General features: G+C 71.8%; 26 protein-coding genes and 1 pseudogene. 21 read left to right on the forward strand and 6 right to left on the reverse strand.

The features are described from left to right. The first annotated feature begins 102 nt into the window (after window positions 1–102). Genes ACYVOM_RS00880 through ACYVOM_RS00895 form a run of 4 tightly spaced genes read left to right on the forward strand, consistent with a single transcriptional unit; the run spans window position 103 to window position 5,599 of the window. Window positions 103–1,341, forward strand: coding sequence for an ABC transporter substrate-binding protein (locus ACYVOM_RS00880; RefSeq protein ID WP_460301235.1), 1,239 nt, complete (start codon window positions 103–105; stop codon window positions 1,339–1,341). Window positions 1,342–1,390: 49 nt separating this feature from the next. Then, window positions 1,391–4,132: an ABC transporter permease subunit gene (locus ACYVOM_RS00885; RefSeq protein WP_460301236.1), complete on the forward strand. Its 2,742-nt coding sequence runs from the start codon at window positions 1,391–1,393 to the stop codon at window positions 4,130–4,132. Continuing rightward, on the forward strand, window positions 4,129–4,872 hold the full coding sequence (locus tag ACYVOM_RS00890) for an ABC transporter ATP-binding protein (protein ID WP_460301237.1): 744 nt from the start codon (window positions 4,129–4,131) through the stop codon (window positions 4,870–4,872). The genes ACYVOM_RS00885 and ACYVOM_RS00890 overlap by 4 nt, the downstream gene beginning before the upstream one ends. Before the next feature lie 55 nt (window positions 4,873–4,927). After that, window positions 4,928–5,599, forward strand: coding sequence for a PaaI family thioesterase (locus ACYVOM_RS00895; protein WP_460301238.1), 672 nt, complete (start codon window positions 4,928–4,930; stop codon window positions 5,597–5,599). Here ACYVOM_RS00895 and ACYVOM_RS00900 read toward each other — a convergent pair whose 3' ends face one another. After that, the gene (locus tag ACYVOM_RS00900) at window positions 5,600–6,478 is read right to left on the reverse strand and encodes a TIGR03619 family F420-dependent LLM class oxidoreductase (RefSeq protein WP_460301239.1); all 879 of its coding nucleotides are present in this window, start codon (window positions 6,476–6,478) and stop codon (window positions 5,600–5,602) included. Between the two features lie 44 nt (window positions 6,479–6,522). Between ACYVOM_RS00900 and ACYVOM_RS00905 the strand changes: the two genes are divergently transcribed. From ACYVOM_RS00905 to ACYVOM_RS00930, 6 genes are all read left to right on the forward strand, one after another. After that, window positions 6,523–7,347 (forward strand): alpha/beta fold hydrolase, encoded by an 825-nt coding sequence (locus ACYVOM_RS00905; protein ID WP_460301240.1) that lies wholly within the window; start codon window positions 6,523–6,525, stop codon window positions 7,345–7,347. Between the two features lie 104 nt (window positions 7,348–7,451). Beyond that, window positions 7,452–8,138 (forward strand): hypothetical protein, encoded by a 687-nt coding sequence (locus ACYVOM_RS00910; RefSeq protein WP_460301241.1) that lies wholly within the window; start codon window positions 7,452–7,454, stop codon window positions 8,136–8,138. Between the two features lie 127 nt (window positions 8,139–8,265). Further along, the gene (locus ACYVOM_RS00915) at window positions 8,266–9,336 is read left to right on the forward strand and encodes a hypothetical protein (protein ID WP_460301242.1); all 1,071 of its coding nucleotides are present in this window, start codon (window positions 8,266–8,268) and stop codon (window positions 9,334–9,336) included. A gap of 211 nt (window positions 9,337–9,547) precedes the next feature. Continuing rightward, window positions 9,548–10,798 (forward strand): LLM class flavin-dependent oxidoreductase, encoded by a 1,251-nt coding sequence (locus ACYVOM_RS00920; RefSeq protein WP_460301243.1) that lies wholly within the window; start codon window positions 9,548–9,550, stop codon window positions 10,796–10,798. 27 nt (window positions 10,799–10,825) lie between these two features. After that, window positions 10,826–11,707: a TIGR03619 family F420-dependent LLM class oxidoreductase gene (locus ACYVOM_RS00925; protein ID WP_460301244.1), complete on the forward strand. Its 882-nt coding sequence runs from the start codon at window positions 10,826–10,828 to the stop codon at window positions 11,705–11,707. A gap of 56 nt (window positions 11,708–11,763) precedes the next feature. Next, complete coding sequence (locus ACYVOM_RS00930) at window positions 11,764–12,213, forward strand: hypothetical protein (RefSeq protein WP_460301245.1); 450 nt, start codon at window positions 11,764–11,766, stop codon at window positions 12,211–12,213. Window positions 12,214–12,227: 14 nt separating this feature from the next. On the opposite strand, the pseudogene ACYVOM_RS00935 reads toward ACYVOM_RS00930, so the two are convergent. Further along, window positions 12,228–13,426, reverse strand: a pseudogene (locus tag ACYVOM_RS00935) (RNA-guided endonuclease InsQ/TnpB family protein). A 136-nt stretch (window positions 13,427–13,562) separates the two neighbouring features. On the opposite strand from ACYVOM_RS00935, the gene ACYVOM_RS00940 reads away from it, so the two are divergent. The 6 genes from ACYVOM_RS00940 (at window position 13,563) to ACYVOM_RS00965 (ending at window position 18,808) form a co-directional block, all read left to right on the forward strand. Then, a complete protein-coding gene (locus ACYVOM_RS00940; protein ID WP_460301246.1) occupies window positions 13,563–14,309 on the forward strand; it encodes a HipA family kinase in 747 nt (248 codons plus the stop codon). Next, on the forward strand, window positions 14,306–14,674 hold the full coding sequence (locus ACYVOM_RS00945) for a DUF3037 domain-containing protein (protein WP_460301247.1): 369 nt from the start codon (window positions 14,306–14,308) through the stop codon (window positions 14,672–14,674). Before ACYVOM_RS00940 ends, ACYVOM_RS00945 begins: the two co-directional genes overlap by 4 nt. Further along, window positions 14,671–15,483, forward strand: a complete 813-nt coding sequence (locus tag ACYVOM_RS00950; protein WP_460301248.1) for an SDR family oxidoreductase — start codon at window positions 14,671–14,673, stop codon at window positions 15,481–15,483. The genes ACYVOM_RS00945 and ACYVOM_RS00950 overlap by 4 nt, the downstream gene beginning before the upstream one ends. A gap of 176 nt (window positions 15,484–15,659) precedes the next feature. Beyond that, a complete protein-coding gene (locus ACYVOM_RS00955; protein WP_460301249.1) occupies window positions 15,660–16,706 on the forward strand; it encodes an iron-siderophore ABC transporter substrate-binding protein in 1,047 nt (348 codons plus the stop codon). A gap of 9 nt (window positions 16,707–16,715) precedes the next feature. After that, window positions 16,716–17,753: a FecCD family ABC transporter permease gene (locus ACYVOM_RS00960; protein WP_460301250.1), complete on the forward strand. Its 1,038-nt coding sequence runs from the start codon at window positions 16,716–16,718 to the stop codon at window positions 17,751–17,753. Next, window positions 17,750–18,808 carry a FecCD family ABC transporter permease gene (locus tag ACYVOM_RS00965; RefSeq protein ID WP_460301251.1) on the forward strand — a complete coding sequence of 353 codons (1,059 nt, stop codon included), beginning with the start codon at window positions 17,750–17,752 and terminating at the stop codon, window positions 18,806–18,808. The genes ACYVOM_RS00960 and ACYVOM_RS00965 overlap by 4 nt, the downstream gene beginning before the upstream one ends. Before the next feature lie 11 nt (window positions 18,809–18,819). On the opposite strand, the gene ACYVOM_RS00970 is transcribed toward ACYVOM_RS00965, so the two are convergent. Beyond that, window positions 18,820–19,947 (reverse strand): hypothetical protein, encoded by a 1,128-nt coding sequence (locus ACYVOM_RS00970; RefSeq protein ID WP_460301252.1) that lies wholly within the window; start codon window positions 19,945–19,947, stop codon window positions 18,820–18,822. A gap of 140 nt (window positions 19,948–20,087) precedes the next feature. Between ACYVOM_RS00970 and ACYVOM_RS00975 the strand changes: the two genes are divergently transcribed. After that, the gene (locus ACYVOM_RS00975) at window positions 20,088–20,582 is read left to right on the forward strand and encodes a hypothetical protein (RefSeq protein WP_460301253.1); all 495 of its coding nucleotides are present in this window, start codon (window positions 20,088–20,090) and stop codon (window positions 20,580–20,582) included. Window positions 20,583–20,643: 61 nt separating this feature from the next. Here ACYVOM_RS00975 and ACYVOM_RS00980 read toward each other — a convergent pair whose 3' ends face one another. Beyond that, complete coding sequence (locus ACYVOM_RS00980; RefSeq protein WP_460301254.1) at window positions 20,644–21,477, reverse strand: class I SAM-dependent methyltransferase; 834 nt, start codon at window positions 21,475–21,477, stop codon at window positions 20,644–20,646. 87 nt (window positions 21,478–21,564) lie between these two features. On the opposite strand from ACYVOM_RS00980, the gene ACYVOM_RS00985 reads away from it, so the two are divergent. Both ACYVOM_RS00985 and ACYVOM_RS00990 read left to right on the forward strand, forming a co-directional pair. Continuing rightward, entirely contained in the window at window positions 21,565–22,227 is a 663-nt protein-coding gene (locus tag ACYVOM_RS00985) for a winged helix-turn-helix transcriptional regulator (protein WP_460301255.1), read from the forward strand. 61 nt (window positions 22,228–22,288) lie between these two features. Next, complete coding sequence (locus ACYVOM_RS00990; protein ID WP_460301256.1) at window positions 22,289–22,543, forward strand: hypothetical protein; 255 nt, start codon at window positions 22,289–22,291, stop codon at window positions 22,541–22,543. A gap of 22 nt (window positions 22,544–22,565) precedes the next feature. Here the strand turns inward: ACYVOM_RS00990 and ACYVOM_RS00995 are convergent, their stop codons facing one another. Both ACYVOM_RS00995 and ACYVOM_RS01000 read right to left on the reverse strand, forming a co-directional pair. Next, window positions 22,566–23,144 (reverse strand): hypothetical protein, encoded by a 579-nt coding sequence (locus ACYVOM_RS00995; RefSeq protein WP_460301257.1) that lies wholly within the window; start codon window positions 23,142–23,144, stop codon window positions 22,566–22,568. A gap of 95 nt (window positions 23,145–23,239) precedes the next feature. Then, window positions 23,240–23,788 (reverse strand): hypothetical protein, encoded by a 549-nt coding sequence (locus ACYVOM_RS01000; protein WP_460301258.1) that lies wholly within the window; start codon window positions 23,786–23,788, stop codon window positions 23,240–23,242. Window positions 23,789–23,920: 132 nt separating this feature from the next. Here ACYVOM_RS01000 and ACYVOM_RS01005 point away from each other — a divergent pair, with 132 nt between their 5' ends. Both ACYVOM_RS01005 and ACYVOM_RS01010 read left to right on the forward strand, forming a co-directional pair. After that, entirely contained in the window at window positions 23,921–25,117 is a 1,197-nt protein-coding gene (locus ACYVOM_RS01005; protein ID WP_460301259.1) for a sensor histidine kinase, read from the forward strand. 2 nt (window positions 25,118–25,119) lie between these two features. Further along, window positions 25,120–25,830, forward strand: coding sequence for a response regulator (locus tag ACYVOM_RS01010; RefSeq protein ID WP_460302326.1), 711 nt, complete (start codon window positions 25,120–25,122; stop codon window positions 25,828–25,830). The last annotated feature ends 3 nt before the right edge of the window (window positions 25,831–25,833 follow it).

Consider the following 25,833-nt stretch of genomic DNA (forward strand, 5'->3'; position numbering starts at 1 on the left):
ACCAAGCACTTGCTTGGTACGAGCCCTCGACGTACCCTCCGGATCAAGCGAGCGCTAGGTCAGTTAGCGCGAACTCCGTACGGGAGTCCCCTCCATATGCGCATGAAAACTCGGGCCGCGGTCGCCGTGGCCATCACCGCGAGCCTCCTCACGGCCTGCACGACGACCGAGAACACCGGCACGGGCGACGCGTCCGCCGGAGTCACCGACACCACCATCAAGATCGGCGGCATCCTCACCAAGACCAGCGCCACCGGGTACTCGACGGGCGCGGCCGAGATCGGGGCGAAGGCCCGTTTCGAACGTGCCAACGCCGAGGGCGGCGTGGGCGGTCGCAAGATCGAGTTCGCCGGCGCCGAGGACGACGGGATGGACCCGGCCAAGGGCACGGCCGCCGCGCAGAAGCTGGTCCAGAAGGACGAGGTGTTCGCGATCGTCCCGGTCAGCTCGCCGCAGTTCGGCGGCGGCGACTTCCTGGAGCAGCAGGGCGTCCCGTGGTTCGGCTGGGCGACGGGCCCGCAGTGGTGCGGCAAGAAGTCGGCCTTCGGCTACAACGGCTGCCTCGCGCCCTCCCCTGGCGGATCCACCCAGACGTGGTGGGGCTCGCAGGTCGCCGCGGAACTGGGCGGCGCGGAGGGCAAGTCCGCCTGGATCCAGGGCACCGACTCCACGGCGTCCAAGACCGGCGTCGACAACATCGGGCTGTCGTTCAGCGCCGCCGGGTTCGAGCTCGCCGGCAAGTCCGCGGCGATCCCCGCGACCGCGCCGCCGCAGGACTGGCTCCCCTACGTCAACAAGATCATGAAGGCCGAGGGCGGCGCCCCCGACGTCGTCGTGTCGATCATGGCCGGGGCCAAGCTCAACGCCGGGCTGTTCGGCGCGCTGCGCAAGGCCGGGTACAAGGGCGCGATCAGCGACGCGACCAGCTACGACCCGGTGGTGCTCAAGGACCCCGCGCTCAAGGCGGGCCTGGAGGGCGTGCTGTCGTCGCCGCAGTTCGAGCCGTTCGAGTCCACGATGCCCGAGGTCGTGCGGATGAAGGAGGACATCACCAAGGCCTCCGGCGGCGGCGCGGTGGAGTTCACCCAGCACATGGCCGTCGGCTACTGGGCCGCCGACGTGTTCCTCGCGATCGCCGCGAAGGCGGGCAAGGACCTGACGCGGGAGTCGTTCCTCGCCGCGGCCGAGAACTTCACCTACGAGAACCCCGGGTTCGGGCGGATCGAGTACCCGAAGGACAAGAAGGAGCCCAACGGCTGCGGCGCGCTCGTCCAGCTGAAGGGTGACGCCTTCGAGGTCGCCCAGCAGCTCAAGTGCACCCCCAACACCCCGCTGAAGTAGTGCCTCCGGCGCCGCCCCGCGGGGCGGCGCCGACCCCTCGGGAGCCGTCTTGACCGAATTCCTCGGACTGGTGCTCAGCGGACTCGTGACCGGCGCGATCTTCGCCCTGCTCGGTTCCGGCCTGACCCTCTCCTACGCCGCCACCGGCGTCTTCAACTTCGCGCACGGCGCGGTCGGCTTCGTCGCCGCGCTGCTGTACTTCGAACTCACCGCGGGCGCGGGCTGGCCGACCTGGCCGGCCGCCGTCCTCACCGTCGGCCTGTTCGCCCCGCTCCTCGGCTGGGCGCTGCACCGGCTGATGTTCCGGGGCCTGGCGGCGGCCGGGGAGACCCAGGCGATCGTCGCGACGATCGGCCTGCTCATCGCGCTGCCCGCGCTGGGCCTCTGGCTGGTGGAGGTGCTCGGGCTGCCGTCGGTCACCGAGGGCGCCTCGCCGCGCGGGCTCGGCCCGCAGCCGCCCACCACGTTCGAGCCGCTGGACGGGGTGCGCCTGGACTCCGACCAGCTCCTGGTGTTCGCGCTCGCCGCGCTCGCCGCCGCCGGGCTGTGGCTGGTCATGCGGCACACCCCGCTCGGGCTGCGCATGCGCGCGACCGTCGACCAGCGGTCCCTGGCGGGCTGGCGCGGGGTCGACGCCGACGCCGCGTCCGCCCAGGCGTGGATGCTGTCCTCCGGTCTCGCCGCGCTGGCCGGGGTGCTCGCCGTCCCGGCGCTCGGCCTCGACCAGAGCGCGTTCACCGTCCTGATGTTCACCGCCGCGACGGCCTCGGTGTTCGGCCGCCTGCGCTCGATCCCCTGGACGTTCGCCGCGGGCCTCGCCCTCGGCGTCGTGCAGAACCTCGTCGCCGGATACGGCGGCTCGCTCACCGAGCAGGTGACGGGCTTGGCCACGGGTGTCCCGGCGCTGCTCCTGCTCGTCGGCCTCGTGGTGCTGAACCGCTCGCGCGCGCGGGTCGCGGGCACCGTCGCCGAGGACGCGCCCCCGCCCGACTACCTCGCGGACCTGCCGCGCCTGCGGCGGATGCTGCCGTGGGCGGTGGTCGGCGGCGCGGGCCTCGTCTGGGTGCTGTTCCTCGCGGGCGACTACTGGGCGGGCCTGGTCGCGACCGGCCTGGTGTTCTCGCTCATCTTCTGCTCGTTCGTGGTGGTGACGGGCGTCGGCGGGATGGTGAACCTCGCGCAGGCGTCGTTCGCCGCGCTCGCCGCGCTGACCGCCGGGGTCCTCCTCGGGCACGGCCTGCCGTTCGGGCTCGCCGCCGCGCTGGGCGTGCTCGCGGCGGTGGCGGCGGGCCTGATCGTCGCGCTTCCGGCGCTGCGCCTGGGCGGCAAGGTCCTCGCGCTGGCGACGCTGGCGCTCGGCCTGCTCGCCGACCAGGTCCTCTTCCAGATCGACGCGTTCAGCAACGGCACCCAAGGGTGGAGCTTCCCCGCGATCGTGCTCGGGCCGACCGACACCGGCGATCCGCGCACCAGGATCGTGCTGCTGCTCGCGGTGATCGCGGTCGTGGCGCTGCTGGTCCGCAACCTGGAGCGGTCCCCGTCCGGGCGGGCGATCCTCGCGGTCCGCTCGGCGCCGACCGCGGCGCAGGCGGCCGGGGTCTCCGCGGTGCGGACCAAGCTGACGCTCTTCGCGGTCGCGGCAGGGATCTGCGGCCTCGGCGGGGTCCTGTTCGCCACGTTCAAGGGCCAGATCTACGCCAGCGACATGCACGTCAACCTCGGATTCCTCTGGCTCGCGGTGGTCGTGCTCCAGGGCGTCCGGCGGATCGGCGGGGCGGTGGTCGGCGGCCTCATCGTCGGCGTCTCGCACGAGGTCCTGTCGTACGTCACCGACTCCACGCACGTCGAGGCGATCCTCTTCGGCCTCGGCGGCATGATCCTCGCCCGGCACCCCGACGGCGTCCTGTCCCAGTTCGCCGAGCAGCGGTACCGGCGGCGGCACGCGGCGGCCGTCGAGGAGGCGCGGGCGCGGGAGGCGCGGGAGGCCGACGCGGCCGCGCCCGCTGAGCCCGCCGAGAACGCGCAGGACGGAGTCGCGCAGGACGGAGCGCGGGACGGAGCCGTGGACGACGCCGCGCTCGTCCTCGAAGGGGTCGTCGCCGGGTACGGGGACACGACCGTGCTGCGCGGCGTCGACCTTGCGGTGCGGGCGGGCGAGGTCGTGGCACTCCTCGGCGCGAACGGCGCAGGCAAGTCGACGGCTTGTGCCGTCGCCGTGGGCGCGGTGGCCCCGGCGTCCGGGCGGGTCCTGCTCGGCGGCGCCGACGTCACCGGCGCCTCCCCGTTCAGACGCGCCCGCGAAGGCATCTACCTGGCTCCCGAAGGCAGAGGGATCTTCCCAGGGCTGACCGTGGAGGAGAACCTGACGCTCTGGCTGCCTTCGGCGTCGGACAGGGCTCAGGCCTACGAGCGGTTCCCCCGGCTCGCCGAGCGCAGGGACCTGCACGCGGGTTCGCTGTCCGGCGGGGAACAGCAGATCCTCGCCCTCGCCCCGGCGCTCGTCCGGCCGCCGAAGGTGCTCATCGCCGACGAGCCGTCGCTCGGGCTCGCCCCGCTCGTGGTCCGGCAGGTCTTCGAGCTGTTCGGTGAGCTGCGCGAGAAGGGCGTCGCCCTGCTCGTGGTGGAGGAGAAGGCCCACGAGGCCCTGGAGATCGCCGACACCGTCGCGTACATGGGCCAGGGCAGGATCACCTGGCGCGGGCCGCGCGCCGACGTCGACGCCGACGAGCTGGCCGCCGCCTATCTGGGCATCCGGCCGGCCGCGAGCCCGGTCGAGGAGGGAAGCGCATGAGCCTGGAGCTCAAGGAGATCAGCGTCAGCTTCGGAGGGGTGCGGGCGCTCAGCGACGTGTCCTTCGGCGTGGCCGCGGGCCAGGTCTGCGGGGTGATCGGGCCGAACGGCGCGGGCAAGACGACCCTGTTCGACGTGGTCACGGGGCTGCGCCGGCCGGACGGCGGCCACGTCAGGGTGGACGGCGCGGACGTCACCGGGCGCGGCGCGGTGCGGCGGGCCCGCGAGGGGATGGCCCGGACGTTCCAGCGCCCGCAGGTGTTCGGCCGCCTCACCGTCCTGGACAACGTGCTGACGGCGCTGGAATGGCACGGCGGGGGCGGCGGCCTGGCCGCGGACCTGCTGGCGCTGCCGTCGCGGCGCGCGCGGGAGAGGGCGCGCCGGGCGCGGGCCGAGGCGGCGCTGGAGCGCTGCGGCATCGCCGACCTCGCCGGGCTGTACGCGGCGGAGCTGCCGATAGGGCGGCGCCGCCTCGTGGAGCTGGCCCGCGCGCTGGCCGACGATCCGAAGATCCTGCTGCTGGACGAGCCGACGTCGGGCCTCGACCCGGCGCAGGCCGCCGTGTTCGCCGACGTCCTGTCCTCGGTCGACGCCACGGTGCTCCTGGTGGAGCACGACGTCGGCTTCGTGATGGACACCTGCGAGCGGATCGTCGTGCTCGACCTCGGCAAGGTCATCGCCGAGGGCACCCCCGCCGAGGTGCGCGAGGACCCGGCGGTACGGGCCGCGTACCTGGGCTGAGCCCGAGGTTGTCTAGAATGCGGTTCTAGGAACCCCAGGTGCAGGAGTGACCCCCATGACGACCGCTCTCCCCCCGACCGTCTATCCGCAGGACCGGGCGTTCCTCGGTGAGGAGCGGGTCGCCGTGCGCGCGCGCCTCGCCGAGGAGGTGCGCGCCCTCATTGACGCCACCGTGCTCACCGACGTGCCCGACGCCGAGATCGACGCGATCGCCGGCGAGGTCAGGGAACTGACCGACCGGCTGAACGCCGCCCGCCTCGCCGCCGCGCCGATGGCCGAGACCCCGGCCGACGGCCTGGCCGCCAGCGGGATGTCGCGCCAGCTCGGCAACCCCGTCACCGGCGCGGTCAACCCGGTCGCGCCGCCGATTCCGTGCGAGGTGCTGCCGGACGGCTCGGTCCGCTCGGAGTTCACGCTCGACGAGGTCTACGAGGGCCCGCCCGGCCTCGTGCACGGCGGGATCAGCGCCGCGGTCCTCGACCAGCTGCTCGGCATGACCTCGGGACTGTCGGGCATCCCCGGTTTCACCGCCACGCTGGACCTGCGCTACCGCAGGCCGACGCCGCTGCGCGTGCCGCTCACGCTGCACGCCGAGATCTCCCGGCGCGAGGGCCGCAAGAGCTGGGCCGAGGGGCGGATCACCACGCCGGACGGCAAGGTGACGGTCGAGGCGACGGCCATGTTCGTCACCCCGCTGCACCTGATGCCCGGGGAGCAGGACGCCTGATCAGCGGGCCAGGAAGCGGGTGTGGGCGTCGAGCTCGCGCAGCACGGCGTCGCGGGTCCCGGACCGCACCCGCAGGACGGCCTCGGGAAGGCCGAGCCGGGCGAAGTGGTCGAGTTTGCCCGGGTTCGGCAGGGTGCCGAAGGGGATGACGACCGCCGTCTCCGGGTCCCGTCCCGCCGCCTCGTAGGCGGCGGCGAGCTTCGGCAGCGCCTCGGTGATCCCGGCGCCGCCGATCGGCATCCAGCCGTCGCCGTGCGCGGCGATCGCGGCGAAGAGCTTCGGGCCGCCGCCCCCGCCGAGCAGGACCGGCACGTCGGCCTTCGGCCAGGCCCAGCTCGGGCCGAAGGACACGTGGTCGCCTTTGTAGGAGGCGATCTCGTCGCGCCACAGCGCGCGCATCGCCTCGATCCGCTCGCCGACGAGGGCGCGCCGCTCGTGCCAGACGACGCCGTGGTCGGCGGCCTCCTCGACGTTCCACCCGTATCCGGCGCCCAGCACGAACCTGCCCCCGGACAGGTGCTGAAGGGTCGCGACCGCCTTGGCCGTCACGATCGGCTCGCGCTGCGCCAGGAGCGCGATGCCCGTGCCGAGCGTCAGCGTGGACGTGACGGACGCGGCCATGGCCAGGGAGACGAACGGGTCGAGGGTGCGCGCGTACGACTCCGAGAGGGTCTCGTCCCCTGAGGTGCCGCGCAGGAATCCTGAGGCGCCCACCCCCGACGTCTCCAAGGTGGCCGCCGGAGGGGTCAGCCGGGACGTCGGGATGTGGGTGTGCTCGGGGAGGTACAGGGAAGAGAAGCCGCGTTCTTCGACGGCGATGGCCAGCTCGTGGGGCGGCATGGTCTGATCGGTGGCGAACATCGTGATGCCGAGGCGCATATCCGCTACCCTACCAAGCAATTGCTTGCTCAAGGAGGCCGTCCATGCCGTTCGCCGAAGTCCGCGACGTCCGCCTCTTCTACACCGACGACGGCCCCCGCGACGCCGACGTCCTGCTGCTCGTGCACGGCATGGGCGCCGACTCCCACGACTGGGTGTGGCATCTGCCCGACCTCGCGAAGGACTTCCGCGTCATCGCCCCCGACCTGCGCGGGCACGGCTACAGCTCCGTCCCGGCCGAGGGCAACGTGCCGCGCGAGATGGCCGCGGACCTCGCCGCGCTGCTCGCCCGTCTCGGCGTGGAGCGCGCGGTCGCCGTCGGGCACTCGCTCGGCGGCCAGGTGGTGAGCGTGCTCGCGGTCGAGCACCCGGCGCTGGTGCGCGGCGTCGTCGCCGTCGACCCGGGCTACGGGCTGCACGAGGACATCGCGTCCTTCATGTCCGGCTACGCCGACGGCCTGCGCGCGAACACCCACGAGACCGCCCTCGCGATGGACGCGACCCTCTACACCCCGGCGACTCCCCCGGTGGTCAAGACCTGGCACGAGCGCAAGCTGCTGGGCACCGCCCCGCACGTCCTCGCCGAGGTCTTCACCGCCCTGTTCGTCGCCGACGGCCAGTTCGGCGTCCGCCCGCAGTCCGAGGCCTACCTCGCGGGCCGGACCCAGCCCGTCCTCGCCCTGTGGGCCGACCCCGAGCGCGCGGCCTGGGAGCGCGACGCGCTCGGCGCGGAGACCCACGTCTTCCCCGGCAACGGCCACCGCCTGCACGAGGAGCGCCCAGCCGAGTTCCTGCACGTCCTGCGCACCTGGCTCACCCAACTCGCCCGCCGCGAGCACAAGGCGGCCAAGGCGGCCGCACAGCAGTAACAGAAGAAATGTCGTTATCGTCCAGAAATCCAATTGCCTGACATGGTCTGGTGTGAGGCATCACGATATCGCCCCCGCTTCCGAAGATCATGGAGGGCAGCCGGATGCCCCGCAGACTCCTCAGCGCGCTCCTCTGCGCCGCGACCGCCCTCGCGCTCGCCGTACCCGGCGGCGCGACGGCAGTCGCGCCCGAGCGCGCCGCCAAGGCCCGGCCCGCCTCGCTCACGTTCGGCAAGAAGACGGTGACCGACAACGGGTCCGTGTGGGCGACCGTCAGGCTCACCGCCCCCGCGCCCTCGGGAGGCGCTCGCGTCTCCGTGACGGCGAAGAAGAACGCGTGGGCGAAGGTCCCCTCGTCGGTGCGGGTCGCCGCGGGCCGCGAGAGCGCGAAGTTCCGCATCACCACGAAGTCCGGCGCCGAATACCACGACATCCGCGTCACCGCCGCGTTGAACGGCGGCAAGGCGGCCGGGACGCTCCGGGTGTCGGCGAAGGTGTACCTGGCCGGGATCGAGGTGCGCCACGACGGAGTCGATCCCATGCTCCGGGTCCGCCTCAACCAGAACGCCCCCAAGGGCGGGACGATCGTGCGGCTGGAGACGGAGTTCGGTCCCGAGCAGAGCGTCAAGGTGCCCTGGGGCAGATCCGGGGAGATCGCCCACCCCACCCGGCCCTTCGAGAGCGAGGAGATCAAGGTGAAGGTCCGCGTGTGGGCCGGCGGCGTCACCCGCACCGCCACCGTGACCTTCCCTCGCATCCCCGTCGTCGTGGCCCCGCCGGACGCACGGTGACACGAACCGCCCGATGACCGACGCGGCGGACAGGTCGTTATCTTCCGTTAATCCGTTCGCCTGGACAGGGATCGCGATCAAGCGGAAAGATGCCCTGTTTGCTCACGAAGATCATGGAGGCGGTCGGATGTCCCGTCAGCTCAAGAGAGTGTTCATCGGCGGCGCGGTCGCCGTGGCGCTCGCCGTCTCGGGCGGCACGGCCGTCGCCGCGACGGGCGGCGGCAACCTCGAAGCCGTCGCCGAAGCCGTGCACCTGCGCGCGGCCAAACCCAAGCCCGCCGCGCTGACGTTCGCCGCCAACCCGCTGGTCGGCGGCAAGAAGACCACCGCGACGATCAAGCTCACCGCCGCCGCCCCCGCGGGCGGCGTCAAGGTGGCCCTCACGTCGAAGAACGCCGCGTTCGTCAAGGTCCCGACGTTCGTCAAGGTGAAGGCCGGCCAGAAGACGGCGAAGTTCACCGTCACCACCAAGACGACCGCCAAGAAGCGCGCGGTGGCCATCACCGCCGCCCTCAACGGCAAGAAGCTCGTCAAGAAGCTGACGCTGCGGCCGAAGATCTGGGTGGCCTCGCTGGCGTTCGGCAACGCCGCCCCCGTCGGCGGCACCGTGGTCACCGCCACGGTGGGGCTCAACGCGGCGGCGCCCGCGGCCGGCCGTACCGTGCTGCTCACCTCCGGCTCGTACCTGGCGGAGGTGCCGTACTCGGTGAAGATCGCCGCGGGCGCGAAGAAGGCGACGTTCAAGATCACCACCAACGGGGTCAACGCCGCGACCGGCGTCAAGATCGGGGTGAGCCTGGGCGGCGTCAAGCTGAGCAAGACGCTCACCGTGATGCCAGACGACTGCGTCAACGCCGCCAACCCCGCTGGGTACGCGCTGACCGAGTTCCACCTGCACTTCGACGCGATCGTGGACTCCTCCATCGGCCGCGCCGAGGGCCTGGTCGGCAACATCGACATCGACAAGCCGGCCCCGAACTGCGGGATCACGATCCAGCTCAGCTCGACCCTTCCGGGGAACCTCACGTTCAACAACGGCGGCAAGGCAGTCGTCCCGGCCGGGCAGACCACCGCGCGGTTCTGGATGGGCTACACCGAGGTCCAGGTGCTGACGCCGTTCCAGGTGATCGCCGCGCTGAACGGCCAGACGCTCAACTCGATCGAGCGCAATCTCGGCCCGAAGGGCATGGGCAACTGATCCGGGCCCGCCGCGTGACCGCAGGCCCCCGTTCCGCACCGGGAACGGGGGCCTGCGGCATTTCGGCCGGGCCTTTGCGCACCGCCGAAGTGTGCGGCGGGTCACATCGGGGGAAGTAATCGCCCAAGCGCTTGCTTGTTCAGGCGGCCACTGCCAGACTTGCGGCAGCCGAATCCGGCTCGGACGCCGTCGACCGCGAGGAGCATGCGCCGTGAAGTTCTCGATCTTCCTCAACCCGCAGATACCGGGTTCGGGCTGGGCCGCCGAGGAGAACGCGGTGGCCAAGCGGCCGATCGGCCGGGACGTGGAGTCGTACCAGAACCTGCTGAACGAGGTCCGCGAGATCGCCGTGCTCGCCGACCAGGTCGGGTTCCACGCGCTCATGATGACCGAGCACCACTTCCACTCCGAGGGCTTCGAGTTCTCGGTGAACCCGCTGATGTTCCTCACCGACCTCGCCGCCCGCACCGAGCGCATCCTGCTCGCCCCGCTGGGCATCGTGCTCCCCGCCTGGGACCCGATCCGCGCGGCCGAGGACGTCGCCCTGCTCGACCACTTCTCCAAGGGCCGCCTGCGCCTGGGCGTCGCGCGCGGCTACCAGAACCGCTGGATGCAGGTCCTCGGCCAGCGCTGGGACGCCGTCGCCGCCCGCTCGGACGGCTCGGCCACCGACAACCGCAACTTCGACGTCTTCGGCGAAGTCCTGAAGATCATGAAGCTGGCCTGGTCCGAGGACCTCCTGCGCTACAAGAGCGACGTCCTCGACTACGAGGTGCCGAAGCCCTTCTCCGGCATCGAGGGCTGGCCCGCCGGCGACTGGACCCGCAAGTTCGGCACCCCCGGCGAGATCGACGACGAGGGCGTCATCCAGGGCATCTCGGTCTGCCCGAAGCCGTACCAGTACCCGCACCCGGAGCTGTGGCAGCCGTTCACCGTCTCCGACCGCTCGGTCATCCGCGCCGCGCAGGAGGGCATCCTCCCCTGGATGTTCACCCCGAACCCCGACGAGCACGCCAAGAAGGCCAAGCTCTACCAGGACGAGTGCGCGAAGCTCGGCAAGATCTACAAGCTCGGTGAGCACACCGGCATCCTGAAGATCGTGGGCATGGCCGACACCAAGGAACAGGCCATCGAGACCTTCGGCAAGGGCATGCAGAAGGACTTCGCGTCCTTCTTCGGCCCGTTCGGCTACCTGGAGGTCCTCCGCAAGAAGGAGGACGACAAGTTCAAGCCGATCAGCGCCGAGAAGGGCGACTTCAAGCGCATGAACGACGTCGAGATGGCCCTCCTGGGCACGCCCGACGACGTCAAGCGCGGCATCCAGCGCATGCTCGACCGGATGCCCGACCTCGAGTGGTTCGGCCTGTTCATGCAGGGCCAGCAGGGCGTCCTGCCGCTCGACACGGTCAAGCGGAACCTGGAGATGTTCGCCGAGCACGTCATCCCCGAGTTCTCGGACTGACCCGCCTTCGAGAAGAGACCGGAAAAGATGCGCTTCTGGCTCGGTTCGTCGTTCGCCGACGCCGACGAGTACGTGCCGCTGGCCCAGGCGGCCGACCGCCTGGGCTACGACACCGTCACCCTGTCCGACCACATCTTCTACGCCGACTACGAGGCGAAGTACCCGTACTCCAAGACGGGCGCGCCGCCTTACGAGCCGGAGACGCACTGGCCGGACGTGTGGGTGACGATCGGCGCGATGTCGGCGGTCACCGAGCGGGTGAAGTTCGCGCCGAACGTCTACATTCCGGTCGCGCGGGACTTCTTCACCGTCGCCAAGGCGGTCTCCACCGCGGCGTACCTCTCGAACGAGCGGGTGCGCTTCGCGGCGGGCGTCGGCTGGTGCAAGGACGAGTTCCTGCAGACCGGGCAGGACTTCCACACCCGGGGCCGCAGGTTCGACGAGATGATCCCCGCGCTGCAGGAGGTGTGGCGCGGGGGCGAGGTCGAGCACCACGGCGAGTTCTTCGACTTCGGCCCCCTGCGGATCGCGCCGGTGCCGCGCGCGCCCGTCCCCGTCTACATCGGCGGGGACAGCGACGTCGCGCTGCGCCGGGCGGCCCGCATCGGGGACGGCTGGATCGGCAACCGGGTCTACCGGGAGGACGACCTGGAGGCGCTTCTGGTGCGCCTGGAAGGCTTCCTTGCCGAGCAGGGCCGCTCCTTGGACGGCTTCGACGTGGTCGCGCCGATCGGCGCGATGCCGTCGGCCGAGCTGTACCGCAAGTGGCGCGACCGGGGCGTCGCCTCGACGCTGGCCGCGCCCTGGTGGACGGCCACGCCGCAGGAGCGGGAGAAGTTCGGCGACGGGGTGGAGCTCAAGATCGCCACCATGGAGCGGTTCGCCGAAGAAGTGCTCGCCAAGGTGTGAACCACAAGGAACCACCACGCATCGAACCTCCCGGACTTCACCAAGATTGGGAGCAAATGCGCACTTTTGCCGCTGTCGCCGTCGCCTCAGCCGTCGCCCTGGCCCCGCTCGCGGTCACCTCCCCCGCGAGCGCGGCCGGGGTCTGCACCACCGACAAGATGCCCTCGTTCAAGAAGGTCATCGACGTCCGGCCCGGCGGCGTGGGCAAGGTCACCAGGAAGCACCCGTACGGAGCGCTCAGCGGCCGGTACACCAAGCGCAAGTACATCGAGGAGGTCGACATGTACGTCCACGTGCCGACCGGCAAGAAGAAGACCGTGCTGTTCGCCAAGAACGCCCAGATCTGCGTGCTCTACACCTCCGACGTCGGCGGCGTGAAGATGAAGCGCACCGGGCTCAAGGGCCTGGCCAAGGCCGTCGACCACCCCGCCATGAACCCCCAGTGGGGCCTGAGGTTCAACGGCAAGGGCCGGATCACCGTGGCCTACCAGATCTACATGCCTTGACTTCCTCCGCCGCCCTAAAGGGCGGGGATTCCTTCCCTCGCGGGTCGGGGTTCCTGCTTCGTCGCGGTCTGCCCCGGGGATGTCCCCGCCGGTCTCACGTCCGCTCCACAGGCGAGCACGGCCAGCCCGGCCGCTCTGATGTTCTTGGCGGCGTTGTGGTCCCGGTCATGCCGGGCGCCGCAGGAAGGGCACTGCCAGTGGCGAGTGCTCAAGTCGAGACGGGACAGCAGGTGCCCGCAACCCGAGCACGTCTTGCTGGACGGATACCACCGGTCGATCACCACAAACCGGCGTCCCGCCAAGAGCGCCTTGTGTTCAAGCATGGCCCGGAACTCGCCCCAGCCCGTCTGGGAGATCGAGCGGGCCAGACTCCGGTTCTTGACCATGCCCGCCACGTTCAGGTCCTCGACCGCGATCACGTCGAAGCGGCGGATCAGATCGGTGCTGACCTTGTGGAGAAAGTCCCGGCGTGCGTCGGCGACGCGGGAGTGCTGGCGGGCGACCTTGCGGCGGGCCTTGGCCCGGTTCGCCGACCCCTTCTTCTTACGGGCCATCATCCGCTGGTAGCGCTTCAGCCGCCGTTCGTGCCGGTCCATGTGGCGGGGGTGGGCGATGTGCTCGCCGTCGCTGGTGACCGCGAAGTCCTTCAACCCAAGGTCGACGCCGACCGCCTGCCCGGTCTCGGGCAGAGGGGCGGGGTCGTCCATGTCGACGGCGAACGTCACGAACCAGCGGTCGTCCGGCTCCCGGGACACGACCACCATGGTCGGGTTCAACGCGGCGAGATCCAGGTGGGGCCAGGACCACGCGACACGAAGCGGGCTGCCGGTCTTGGCCAGCCACAGTTCACCGTCCCGCATCCGGAACGCCGACCGGGTGTAGTGCGCGGACTGACGGCCGTGCCGCGACTTGAAACGCGGGTAGCGAGCACGCCCCGCGAAGAAACTCTGGAACGCGACGTGCTGATGCCGCAGCGTCTGCTGCAAAGGCACCGACGACACCTCGTTCAGGAACGCGAACTCGGCTGTCTTCTTCAACACCGTGAGGGCCGCGTCGGTCTCCCTGTAGAGGTCGTCTTGCCCTCGCCGTGGTAACGGGCGTGCCGCTCAGCAAGAGTCTGGTTCCACACAAGGCGGACGCACCCGAATGTGCGGTTCAGCACCGCTTCCTGTTCGGGGTCCGGGTACGCCCGGCACTTGAACGCCGACCTCACGAAAAAGACCTTACACAGGAGGCTTACATCTGTAAGCCGGTGCGGCGATGCGCCGCGTTTCCCCCCGCCCTGAAGGACGGGACATCCACGCTGTAGGTGAATGGTGACCCGGCGCCCGCACCAGTAGCCTTGGCGGGTGTTGCCGATAGTCCAAGCCACCCGGTACGTCCTGCCGCTCCGTGAGGGCGGCTCCCTTCCCGGGCTCGTCGAAGCCGCCGATCTGGGCACCTATGTCGCGAAGTTCACCGGCGCGGGGCAGGGCCGCAAGGCCCTCAACGCCGAGATCATCGCCGGCGAGCTGGCCCGCCGCCTCGGCTTCGACGTGCCCGACCTGGTCATCCTGGAGTTCGATCCGGTGATGGCCAAGCACGAACCGGACGAGGAGGTCCAGGACCTCCTGGACGCCTCCCCCGGCTGGAACCTCGGCGTGGACTTCCTGCCCGGCTCCCTCGGCTACGACCCGCTCGCCTGGACCCCTTCGGCGGAGTTCGCGAGCCGCGTCCTGTGGTTCGACGCCTTCATCGGCAACGTCGACCGCAGCTGGCGCAACCCCAACATGCTGGTCTGGCACGGCGACGTCTGGCTCATCGACCACGGCGCGAGCCTGTACTTCCACCACGCGTGGAAGTCCGCCGACAAGCTCCTGAAGCGGCCCTACGACGTCGACGACCACGTGTTCAAGCCGTGGGCGTCCGACGTGAAGGGCGCCGAGGCCGTCCTGCTGCCGAAGATCACCGAGGAGGTGCTGCGCGAGGTCGTCGGGCTGATCCCCGAGCGCTGGCTGGCCGGCGAGCCCGGCTTCGACGACGCCGAAGCCGTCCGCGAGGCCTACGTCCGCCACCTGCTCGCCCGTGCCGCCGACCCGAGAGCGTGGCTCCCGTGAACCCTTACGAGTACTCGGTCCTGCGGTTCATCCCCGACCTCGTCCGGGGCGAGTGCCTCAACGTCGGGGTCGTCGTCTACTGCCAGAAGAGTGACTACCTGGGCGTCAGGTTCACCTTCGACGAGGCGCGGCTCGCCGCGTTCGCCCCTGCGGCCCCGCTGGCGGAACTGCGCCGCGCCCTCGACGGCATCAGCGCGCACTGCACCGGCGACGAGCACGCCGCGGGCGAGTCGCTCGGCAAGCGCTTCCGCTGGCTCACCGCCCCCCGCAGCACCATCGTCCAGCCCGGCCCCGTCCACCCCGGCATGACGGGCGATCCGGACGGCACGCTCGACCATCTCTTCGAAAGGCTGGTCCGGTCATGATCGGTGTCACGGGGGCGACGGGGAACATCGGCGGGCGCGTCGCGCGACTGCTCACCGAGGCGGGCCACCCGGTCCGGCTGCTCGTGCGGGACGCCTCGCGCGCGCCGGAACTGCCGGGCGCGGAGGTCGCCGGAGGCTGCGACTACGCCAACGCCGAGGCACTCACCGAGGCGTTCACAGGGGTCTCCACGCTGTTCCTCGTCTCGGCGAAAGAGGCCGCGAACCGGGTGGAGCAGCACAGGACGGCGGTGGACGCGGCGCGGGAGGCCGGGGTGCGGCACCTCGTCTACCTGTCGTTCCTCTCGGCCGCGCCCGACGCCACCTTCACGTTCGCGCGCGACCACCACGCGACCGAGCAGTACATCAAGTCCTCCGGCCTCGACTTCACGTTCCTGCGCCCCAGCCTGTACCTGGAGGCCCTCGCCGCGTTCCCGATCGACGGGGTCATCAAGGGCCCGGCCGACCAGGGGCGCTGCGCGTTCGTCGCGCAGGACGACGTGGCGGCGGTCGCCGCCGCGATCCTGGCGAACCCGGAGGTGCACCGCGGCCGCAGGTACGACGTGACGGGCCCCGAAGCCCTCACGATGGCCAAGGCGGCCCTGCTCCTCGGCGTCGACTACGTGGACGAGACCCTTGAGGACGCCTACGCCTCCCGCGACATCTACGGCGCCCCCGCCTGGGAGGTCGAGGGCTGGGTGACGTCCTACCAGGCCATCGCCACGGGCGAGATGTCCGTCGTGAGCCGCACCGTCGAGCGCGCCACGGGGCGTCCGGCGACGAGCCTCGCCGCCTGGCTCGCCGCGCGCTGACGCGCCGGGGTCCTCCCATACGGACCAAGTTAGGTGAACCTAATCTCGACTTGCCCGACCATGACAAGTTAGCTTAGGCTCACCTAACCGGCCCTTGCGGTCGGCTGTTCCTCCCGTTTGCGGTCGGTCTCTTTCCGGCCGCGCGGGTGCAAGGCCCCCTGAGATTTAGGACCCCCATGCTCACCCTCCGTTCCCTGCGCCGTCCCGCCGTCGTGGCCGCCGCCACCGCGTCGCTCGCCCTCCTGCTGAGCGCCTGCGGCTCCGCCGAGAACGACCCGAAGGACACCGCGGCCTCCCCCGCCGCCGCGGCGTTCCCCGTCACCATCACCAGCTCGCTCGGCGACGCCGTCATCACCGAGGAGCCGGAGCGCATCGTCACGCTCGGCCAGGGCGCCGCCGAGACCGCGATCGCGCTCGGCCACGTCCCGGTCGGCGTCGAGGACTACGCGTGGGGCAGCGACGACACCGGCTACCTCCCGTGGGTCCACGAAGCCATCACCGCCAAGGGCGCCGAACTGCCCAAGGAGTTCACCGGCGGCGAGGAGCTCGACATCGAGGCCATCGTCGAGCTCGACCCCGACCTCATCCTCGCCCCGTGGTCCGGCGTCACCAAGGAGCAGTTCGACCTGCTGAGCGACATCGCCCCCGTCGTCGCCTACCCGGGCGCGGCGTGGAGCACCCCGTGGCAGGACGAGATCAACATCGTCGCCAAGGCGCTCGGGCAGCCCGACAAGGGCGCGGACCTCATCGCCGACATCAAGAAGCAGCTCGCCGACGCCGCCGCCACCCGGCCGGACTACGCGAAGTACCAGTTCTCCTACATCTACAACACCGGACCGGGCACCCTCGGCGTCTTCTTCCCGACCGAGCAGCGCGCCGAGATGGTCGCCGCCCTCGGCCTGAAGCCCGACCCGATCGTCGACACCTTCGAGGAGGTCGAGGGCACCGAGTCCGCGACCATCGGCCTGGAGAACGCCAACAAGCTCAAGGACACCGACGTCATCTTCACGTTCTATAGCGACGCGAAGAACCGCGAGGAGATCGAGGCGCAGCCGCTGTACAAGGCGATCCCGGCGATCAAGAACGGCGCCATCGTGGCCCCGACCGAGCAGCCGTTCGTCACCGCCTCCTCGATGATCAACCCGCTGACGGTGCCGTGGGCCATCGAGCGCTTCCTGCCGATGATCGACGAGGCCGTCGCCAAGGCCGAAGCCGCCCAGTAAGCACCGCGCATGACCGCACCCGCGATCACGCCGTCGCGCGGCACCGGACGACAAGGTCCCGGTGCCGCGCGGCTGGCGTTCTCCCTCCTGCTCGCGCTCGCGCTGCTGGCCGCGGCGCTGCTCGCCAGCGTCATGTACGGCAGCCTCCCCACCTCGTTCGGCGCGGTGCTCGACGTGCTGCGCGGCCACGGCGACCCGTATCTCACGACCGTCGTGGAGAGCCGCTACCCGCGGACCGTCCTCGGCGTCCTGGCCGGGGCGTCGCTGGCCGTCGCGGGCTGCCTCATGCAGGGCGTCACCCGCAACCCGCTCGCCGAACCCGGGATGCTCGGCATCACCGCGGGGGCGTCGGCGAGCATCGTCGCCGCCTCGGCCTACCTGGGGATGTCCGGGCAGCTGGCGACGCTGCTGTGGTCGCTGCCCGGGGCGCTGTTCGCCGGGCTCGTCGTCTACGTCGTCGGGACGCGCGGCGGCGGCGCCGGAATGGTGCGGCTGGTGCTCACCGGGGCCGTGCTCTCGGCGATCCTCTCGGCGTTCATCCAGGCGGTGACGCTCAGCAACCCGAAGGTCTTCGACAGCTACCGGTACTGGGTCGTCGGCTCGCTCGCCGGGCGCGGCTTCGACGTGTTCTGGACGGTGCTGCCGCTGGCCGCGGCGGGCCTGGTCGTCGCGCTGCTGCTCGGCCGCTCGCTCAACACCGTGGCGCTCGGCGACGACTCGGCGACCGCCCTCGGCGCGAAACCCGCGCGGATCAAGGCGGCGGGGCTGCTCGCCGCGACCGCGCTCGGCGCGGCGGCCACCGCGGCGGTCGGGCCCATCGCCTTCGTCGGGCTGGCCGTCCCGCATGTGGTGCGGGCGCTCGTCGGCGTCGACTTCCGGCTCCAGCTGTGGTTCTGCGCGCTGCTCGGGCCGTCGCTGCTGCTGGGCGCCGACGTCATCGGACGGCTCGTGCTGCGGCCGCAGGAGCTCATGGTCGGTGTGGTGACCGCGTTCGTGGGCGCGCCCGCACTGCTGATCGCCGTGCGCAGGATGAGGAGGTCGGTGTGAACGCCAAGGCAGCGGCCCCGGCCGGACAGCGCCTCGTCCGGCTCGCTCCGGGAGTCGCCTTTCCCGTCCGCCCGCGCAGCCTTTACGCGGGGCTGCTCATCGTCGTGCTTCTCCTGGCCGCCTCTGTGGCCACCCTTACGCTCGGCCGCCTCGGCATCGCCTTGGCCGACCTTCCCGGAGCCGTCTTCGGGGGCGAGGCCACCGGCAAGGACGCCTTCGTGCTGAACCGGCTGCGCGGCCCCCGGCTGGCGACGGCAGCCGCCGTCGGCGCGGCCTTCGGCCTGTCGGGGGCGCTGTTCCAGTCGGTCACCCGCAACCCGCTCGGCTCCCCCGACGTCATCGGCCTCGGCGCCGGGGCGGGCGCGGGCGCCGCGGTGACCGCGCTGCTGCTCCCCGAGGTGCTGCCCGTCCCGTTGGGCGCGGTGCTGGGCGCGGCCCTGGCGATGCTGCTCGTCTACCTCGCGACCGGCACGGGCTTCCGCAGCCCCGGCCGGCTCGTCGTCGCGGGCATCGGCGTCGCCGCCATCGCGAACGCCCTTATCGAGTACGTCGTCTACGCGGTGGAGCGCGACAAGGCGGGCGTCCTCAAGGCCTACGTCAACGGCAGCCTCAACGCCTCCGGCTGGGACGACGCCGCCACCGCCGCCGTCGCCCTCGCCGCCTGCGCCCCGTTCACCGTCGCCCTCGCCCGGAGACTGGCGATCGTGGAGATGGGCGACGAGACCGCGGAGTCACTCGGCGCGGCCCCGGGCCGCACCAAGACCGTCGCGGTCCTCGCCTCGATCGCCCTGTCCGGCGCGGCGGTGGCGGCCGCGGGACCCATCGCCTTCCTCGCCCTCTGCGCGCCCCAGATCACCAAACGCCTCACCCGCGCCTCCGGCCCCCACCTTCTGCTGTCCTCCCTGACCGGCGCGCTCCTCCTCATCGCCGCCGACCTCGCCTCCCAGCACCTCCCCCTCTTCCCCGACCTCCCCGTCGGCATCTACACCATGGCCCTGGGCGGCACCTACCTCGCCTACCTCCTCCTCCACGAATGGCGCCGCGGCGCCCTGTGACGGAGGCCCGGTCACAAGAGCAGGTCGCGGAGCTGCTGCCACATGTCGTCGACCTCGGGGACTTTCCGCCAACGCGCGGAGAGCCTCAGGATCTCGGACAAGTAGCCGTCCAGGCGGGCCGAGGAGACCAAAGGGGCCACTCGCACCAAAGGGGCCATCAGTTCGGCGGCCAGCAGGGGCTGGGAGGCGCCCAAGGCGGACTGCACCTGACGAGCGTGGTAGTTGGCTCCGAGCAAGGGAGCCAGGGGCGAAATCAGGGTGACGGCCTCGGTGAGCACGCTGCGCGCGGCATCCCAGTCGCCTTGCTCGTAGAGCGCGACGCCGACTCCACCTGTCATGTCAGCGCATTCCAGGGCGGGCAGGTGGTCCGCGCCGAGTTGCTGCGCCCGCGTCAGATGCGTGGCGGAGGCCCGCTTCTCGTTGAGAAGACCCAGCGCCCTGCCGAGCTGCATGTGCGCTTGCGCCTCCCTTCCCGGGGAGGCATCGGGAACCGTCAGCGCCCGGCGTGCGTATTGCTGGCCACGGTGCCCATCGCCCGCATAGGCACAGAACATCGCCAGGTTGTTGAGGGCGAGCACCTGCTTGTCGCCGTCGCCCGCGGCATGCGCGTATGCCACAGCGGTACGAGCTATCGCCTCGGCCTCGGGGAGGCCGGCCGAGTCGTAGTGGACCAGCGCGACCTGCCTGGCCAGCGACGACGCCGAACTCAGAAGCCGAGGATCCCTGCTTTCGGAGACGGCCTTCCGGACCCTTCCCAGATGCCTGGTCGCGGACCGCAGAGAAGCGGATCCACCGGAGTCGAACAGGGACTTGTTCACTCTGTCCGTAAGCAGGTCCACGTAAGCGGGATCGCGATACGGGTCCGGGTCGGCGTTCGGGACCAGCGGCACGCTCGCCATGCCTGCGATGAATTCGCGTCGTTTCACTTCGGCCTCATCGAGCTTCCGACGTATTACTACTTCATAGCCTACGCGCCCCAACATGTCAGAAAGCTTTCTAAAGCCGACATCTTGTTTCCCGTGCACCACAAGGGACACCCAGGCCTGCGTACGCCCCCACACTTTTCCCAGACAAGTCTGGGTCCATCCCCGATCGCGCATGATCATCGTGATCGCCTCGGAAAGATCGTGGGTCTCCATGGGCGAAGACTACAAGAAATAAGCCGACCAGCCAGAAACCATTATAAGCATTCCTTATAAGGCATTGGAGATAGCCCCAACCGGACAACAGGATAAGCCCTGATCGGCATTCAGCCGACGAAAGACCGGAGGAACGGGACATGGTTCATGAGAGGGCGCCGGAGATGTCGCGGGGGCCGGAGCGGGGGGCTGTTCCGGTGGGCCTGAGGGAAGGGGACGAGCTGCGGATCGAGACGCTGGCCGCGCCGGACGTGCCGGCGACGGTGCGGGCGATGCTGCGGATTCGGCTCCAGGGCTGGCGCGTGGCCGGAGAGGCGGCGGACGCGATCGAACTCGCGGCCTCGGAATTGATGACGAATGCCTGTTCCGCCACACCATCCCGGGTCGTCGCCTTTCGCGCGGTATTTCGGGTGCGCTCCGGCGACCTCTGGATCGGCGCCTGGGACGGATCCGCGGAGCAGCCCGTGCCGCGGCGAATCGAGCTCACCCTCGACGCGATCGACGGCCTCCCCGAGGAGCACGAGTTCGGCGGCTGGGGACTCTCCCTCGTTCTCGCGACGGCCTTGGAGACGGGAGCCGTCAGGACACGTCCCGGCAAATGGGTGTACGCGGTCTTCGGGGCCGGAACGCGGTGAGGGCCGGCCGGAAGCCCGGTCGGCCCTCTTTCCTCCCCGTTCGTGCCCCGTCGCCGTGGGGTCAGGGCTTGGCCTTCTCGGCGGTGAGCAGGAGGTACTCCCATTCCATGGGGGCGCCCGCGGAGAGATGGCGGCGGCCCAGGTCGGCGAGGGCGTCGTCGAGGGCCGCGACCCGGGACGGGTCGGCGGCGATCGCCCTGTAGGTGGTGATGGTGGGGCCGTAGTGGGATTTGAAGTAGTCGCGGAAGGACTCCGGGGTCTCGAAGACCGGGACCTCGAGGGTGCGGCGCACGGCGGTGGCGTGGGTGACGGCGTCGCCGAGGAGGGCGTCGACGTGGGCGTAGTCGCCCCACAAGGGGGGCGGCTGGACGCCGGGCGGGGGCGGCGGGGCGTAGGGGCGCATGGCTGCGAACATCTGGCCGATGAAGCCCTCGGGGGTCCAGCTCAGCAGGGCGATCGTGCCGCCGGGGCGGCAGACGCGCAGCAGCTCGGCGGCCGCGCGCTCGTGGTGGGGGGCGAACATGACGCCGACGCAGGAGAGGACGGCGTCGAAGGAGTCGTCGTCGAACGGGAGCGCCTCGGCGTCGGCCTCGCGCCACTCCAGGGCCAGTCCCTCGGCGTCGGCCTTCTTCCGTCCGGCCGCCAGCAGCTCCGGGGTGAGGTCGCTCGCGACCACCCGCGCCCCCGTGCGGGCCGCCGGGATCGCCGCGTTGCCCGATCCCGCCGCGACGTCCAGGACGGTGTCGCCCGGCCCGACTCCGGCCGCGGCCACCAGCACCGGGCCCAGATCCGCGATGACCTCCTCGGCGAGCGCCGCGTAGTCGCCGAGCGCCCACATCGTCCGGTGCCGCGCCTTCAGTTCCCCGTCTTCGGGGCCTTGCCTGCTCGTGTCCATGACTCGACGGTAGAAAGCCGCCACCGGGGCGCTCCAGTACAAGATGTGTACTGGAACGGCGACGCGAGGCCGTCCTACGCTCCCCGCATGGGAGCCTCCTATCACCAGTTCTGCCCGGTCGCCAAGGCGATGGAGCTGCTCGACGAGCGCTGGACGATGCTCGTCGTGCGCGAGATGCTGCTCGGCAGCCGGACCTTCAGCGACCTGCGCCGGGGAGTGCCCCGCATGTCGCCTTCGCTGCTGTCGAAGCGGCTTCAGCAGCTCGTCCGGGCGGGCATCGCCGTCAAGCAGGCCGACGGCGGCTACGACCTCACCGAGGCGGGCCGCGACCTCCTGCCGGTCGTGGACTCGCTCGCGGCGTGGGGCGGCAGGTGGATCGGCCGGATCGGCGACGCCGACCTCGACCCCCGCCTCCTGATGTGGGACCTGCACCGCCGCGTCGACCACGCCGCCGTCCCCGACGGCCGGACCGTCGTCCTCTTCCGCTTCCCCGACGCGCCCCCGCGCGACCGCGACTGGTGGCTCGTCATCACCGCCGACCACACCGACGTCTGCGACACCGACCCGGGCCACGGCGTGGCCGTCACCCTCACCGCCCCGCTCCGCCACATGGTCGACCTCTGGCGCGGCGCCCTCACCTGGCCCGCCGCCCTCCGAGACGGAGGCGTCTCCCTGCACGGCCCGGAACCCCTCCGCCGCGCCCTTCCCACCTGGTTCCTCCTCCCCTCCTACTCAGCCCCCGCCCCCTGACGCCTCCGCCGCTCCTTCGCGTTGCACGTCCGGCCTCAAGTGGCCCGCGGCTGGCGCCCCCTTGCCCTCGCTGCTTCACTGCGGCGAACCCGAGGAGGACTTCCATGCGCGCAGCGGCGTTCCTTGTCGCGTCCCTCACCGCGGCACTGGCGGCCGCGTCCTCCTCGGCGGCCCCCGCCCGGTCTCCAGCGCCGAGCGCGGCTCCGGCCTCCCCGCCGAGATCGAGGCGTTGACGCCGGAAGAGCTCTACGCCGCCGTCCGCACCACCGCCGCGGACCTCGCCGCGGGCCGCGTCTCCCCCAAGCCCCCGATCTGACCACCGCCGCCGGGCGGCGGGATCAGCGGACGATGTCGTGGCGCATGGCGGTGAAGGTCCGGGCGATGTCGATGAGGTCCTCCTCTTGGGCTCCGGCGCTGGGGAAGACGATGGCTCCGGCGGTGGTCTCGTCTGACCAGGAGCAGAGGATCTCGCCGTCCTCGGGGGTCTGGGTCCAGCCGCAGAGGGTCTTGCCGCCCAGGGGGCCCGGCTCGACGTCCCTGTCGAGGACGGTCGAGGTGGACAGGCCGCCCAGGGCCTCCTCTACCAGCCGCAGCCGGCGTTCCTCGGCCTTGCCCGGAGCCGCGTCGGCGGCGAGGACGAGCGCGTGGTGCAGGTCGTCGCCCGCGTCCACGTCGGGGACGCGGTAGCGGGCGAGGAGGGCCTTCTGGCCGGGGGCCAGCGCGCCGGGGTCGTAGCGGTCGTCCACGAACCTCACCCGGACGAGGCCGCCCGCCTCCTTGGGACGGGTCACGTGCCGCTCGCCGGGAGGCGACTTCGGCTCCTTCGGCTCGGGCGGCTCGGGGTACTCCATGACGCATCCGGTGAGCAGCAGTGCCGCCGCCAGTCCCGTCCCGACGAGCCTTCGCCGTCCGCCCACGCCGCCTCCCCAGAACAAGGTGTGCGGTTCATCCCATCGCGGCGTCCCGGACGGAAGAAGGGACCGCTGTCCCCCGCCGTCCGGGACGGCCCGGGTCAGGCCGCGACGCGGACGGCCCGGGAAGGCGCGGTGTAGAGGGCGCGCAGCAGCAGGATCCAGAAGAGGCCTGCGAGGGCGGGGCCGCCGAACTGGCTGAGCGGGATCAGCAGGAACCACAGGAAGCCGAGGCCGAGGGCGTACGGACGGGGGAAGCCGGCCCGCCAGAGGGTGACGGCCATGGTGAGGAGGCCGAACAGCAGCGCGGCGTTGGCCGGGACGGCGACCGCGGGGAACCAGGGGTAGTCCTCGTCGTGCAGGTTCGACGCGGTCGAGCCGACGGCGAGGAGCACATGGCCCACGGCGACCGCGCCCGCGGCGATCGCGGTGGCCCGCGAGCCGCGTCGGCCCAGCGCGAGCAGCGGGGGGATCAGCAGGGCGAGGCCCGCGGCGAGGAAGCCGAGGGCGACGTGCTCGCTGCCCTTCAGCTCGGGGATCGTGTCCGAGGGCCAGCCGACCAGGACGACGCCGAGGCCGATGAGCGAGGCGCCGCCGAGGAGCGCGGTCGCGGCGACGAGGGCGGACGGGCGGTTCACATGCGCGTTCATGGCTCCGAACCTAGGAACCGGCGTGTCCCGGGCGCATCCGTCGCGCCCCGGCGACCGCGTAGGCCGCCCGGCCTACCCCGTTCATCCCCTGGGATGACGGATTCGTCCCGCCTCGCCCGGTACCTTCGGCCCGTGCAGCACCAGGCACCGGCCGATCCGCCGGACCCGACCGGCCCCCGACCGCGGGCGGCCCGACGGCTCCTCTCCCGTCTCGTCCCGCGCCCGCCGTCCCGCGCCGACCTGGCGCTCGCCGCGCTGCTGGCGGCGTGGGCGGTGGCCGAGATCCCGCAGCCCTGGACCCACCGGCTCTGGCCGGACCTCGTCTTCGCCTTCGCGGTGACCGTGCCGCTCGCCCTGCGCAGGCGCGCCCCGCTCACCGTCCTGGCGCTCGCGGTGGCCGGGCTGCTGCTGCGCGCGGCGACGGCGGACGGCTCGCCCGCGACCGTCGCGCCGTTCCCGTCGATCCTCGTCGGGGTGTTCTCCGTCGCGCTCCACATCGCGTCCCTGCCGCGCGCGGCGGCGGGCTTCGCTCTCGCGGCGGGCGGCATGACGGGAGCGGAGTTCCTGCACTTCTACGGCGCCGAGGTGGAGCCGTCGTCGCTGGTCGTCCTGTTCTTCTTCGTGGGCGGCGCGTGGGCGGCCGGGCGGCTGCTGCGCGGGCGGGAGGCCGCGGTGCTGGCGGCCGAGGACCGGGTGCGGGAGCGGGCCGAGGAGGCCGTCGCCGCCGAACGGCTGCGGATCGCGCGGGAGCTGCACGACGTCGTCGCGCACTCCCTTTCGGTCATCGCGGTCAACGCGGGCGCGGCCAGCGAGGTCGGGCGGGTCGACCCGGAGCGGGCGCGCGGCCACATGGACGCGGTCGCCGCGACGGCCCGGGAGGCCCTCGCCGAGATGAGGCTGGTGCTGGAGGCGCTGCGCGCTGACGGCGACGAAGGGCTCGCCCCGCAGCCGACCCTCGACCTTCTGCCCGACCTCGTGGCGCGCGCCTGCGCCGACGGCCTTCCCGTCCGCCTGGCCGAGGACGGGGAGCGCCGCGACCTTTCGGCGGGCCTGGAGCTCGCGGTCTACCGGATCGTCCAGGAGGCCCTGACGAACGTCCGCAAGCACGCGGGCCCCGTCGCGACCGATGTCCGCGTGACGTACGGCGCGGCCGGCGTCGAGGTGGAGGTCCACAACGCGCGGGGCGCGGCGGAGCCGTCCGGGGAGCCCGGGTACGGCCTCGCCGGGATGCGCGAGCGCACCCGCCTCTACGGTGGCTCCTTGACGGCAGGCCCTACGCCGGACGGCGGCCACCTCGTCCTTGCCCGGCTCCCCCTGGAGACCCTGTGAGCGTGATCCGCATCCTCGTCGCCGACGACCACGCCCTGGCCAGGTCGGGGCTCGCCGCGATGCTCGGCGTGCAGCCCGACATGGAGATCGCCGGGGAGGCCGCCGACGGGCTCCAGGCGGTCGCCGAGACCCGGCGGCTGGAACCCGACGTGGTGCTCATGGACATCCGAATGCCGGGATTGGACGGTATCGAGGCGACCCGCCGGATCCGGGCGGCCGGCGCGGTGAAACCGGCGGTCCTCGTCCTCACCACGTTCGACCTCGACCGGTACGTCTACGAGGCGCTGCGCGCGGGCGCGTCGGGCTTCCTGCTGAAGGACGCCCCGCCCGGCCAGCTCGCCGAGGCGGTCCGGACGGTCGCGGCGGGGCAGTCGCTGCTGGCCCCGGCCGTCACCCGGCGGCTGATCGAGCGCTTCCTCTCCGTCCCGCCTTCGGGCGGCGACGGGCTCACACCCCTGACCGAGCGGGAACGCGAGGTCCTCACGCTGCTCGCGCGGGGCGCGTCCAACGCCGAGATCGCGGGCGGGCTGCACCTGTCGGAGGCGACGGTGAAGACCCATGTCTCCCGCATCCTCGCCAAGACGGGGCTGCGCGACCGTGTCGCCGCCGTCGTCTTCGCCTATGAGCAGGGCCTCGTCCGGGCGGGCGACCCCGGGGGCGGCTCCGGGCCGGCTTCCGGAGGCGGGCCATTGTGGAGCGGGCGGCGTCCATAGTGG

It is taken from the genome of Actinocorallia aurea (assembly GCF_054783995.1).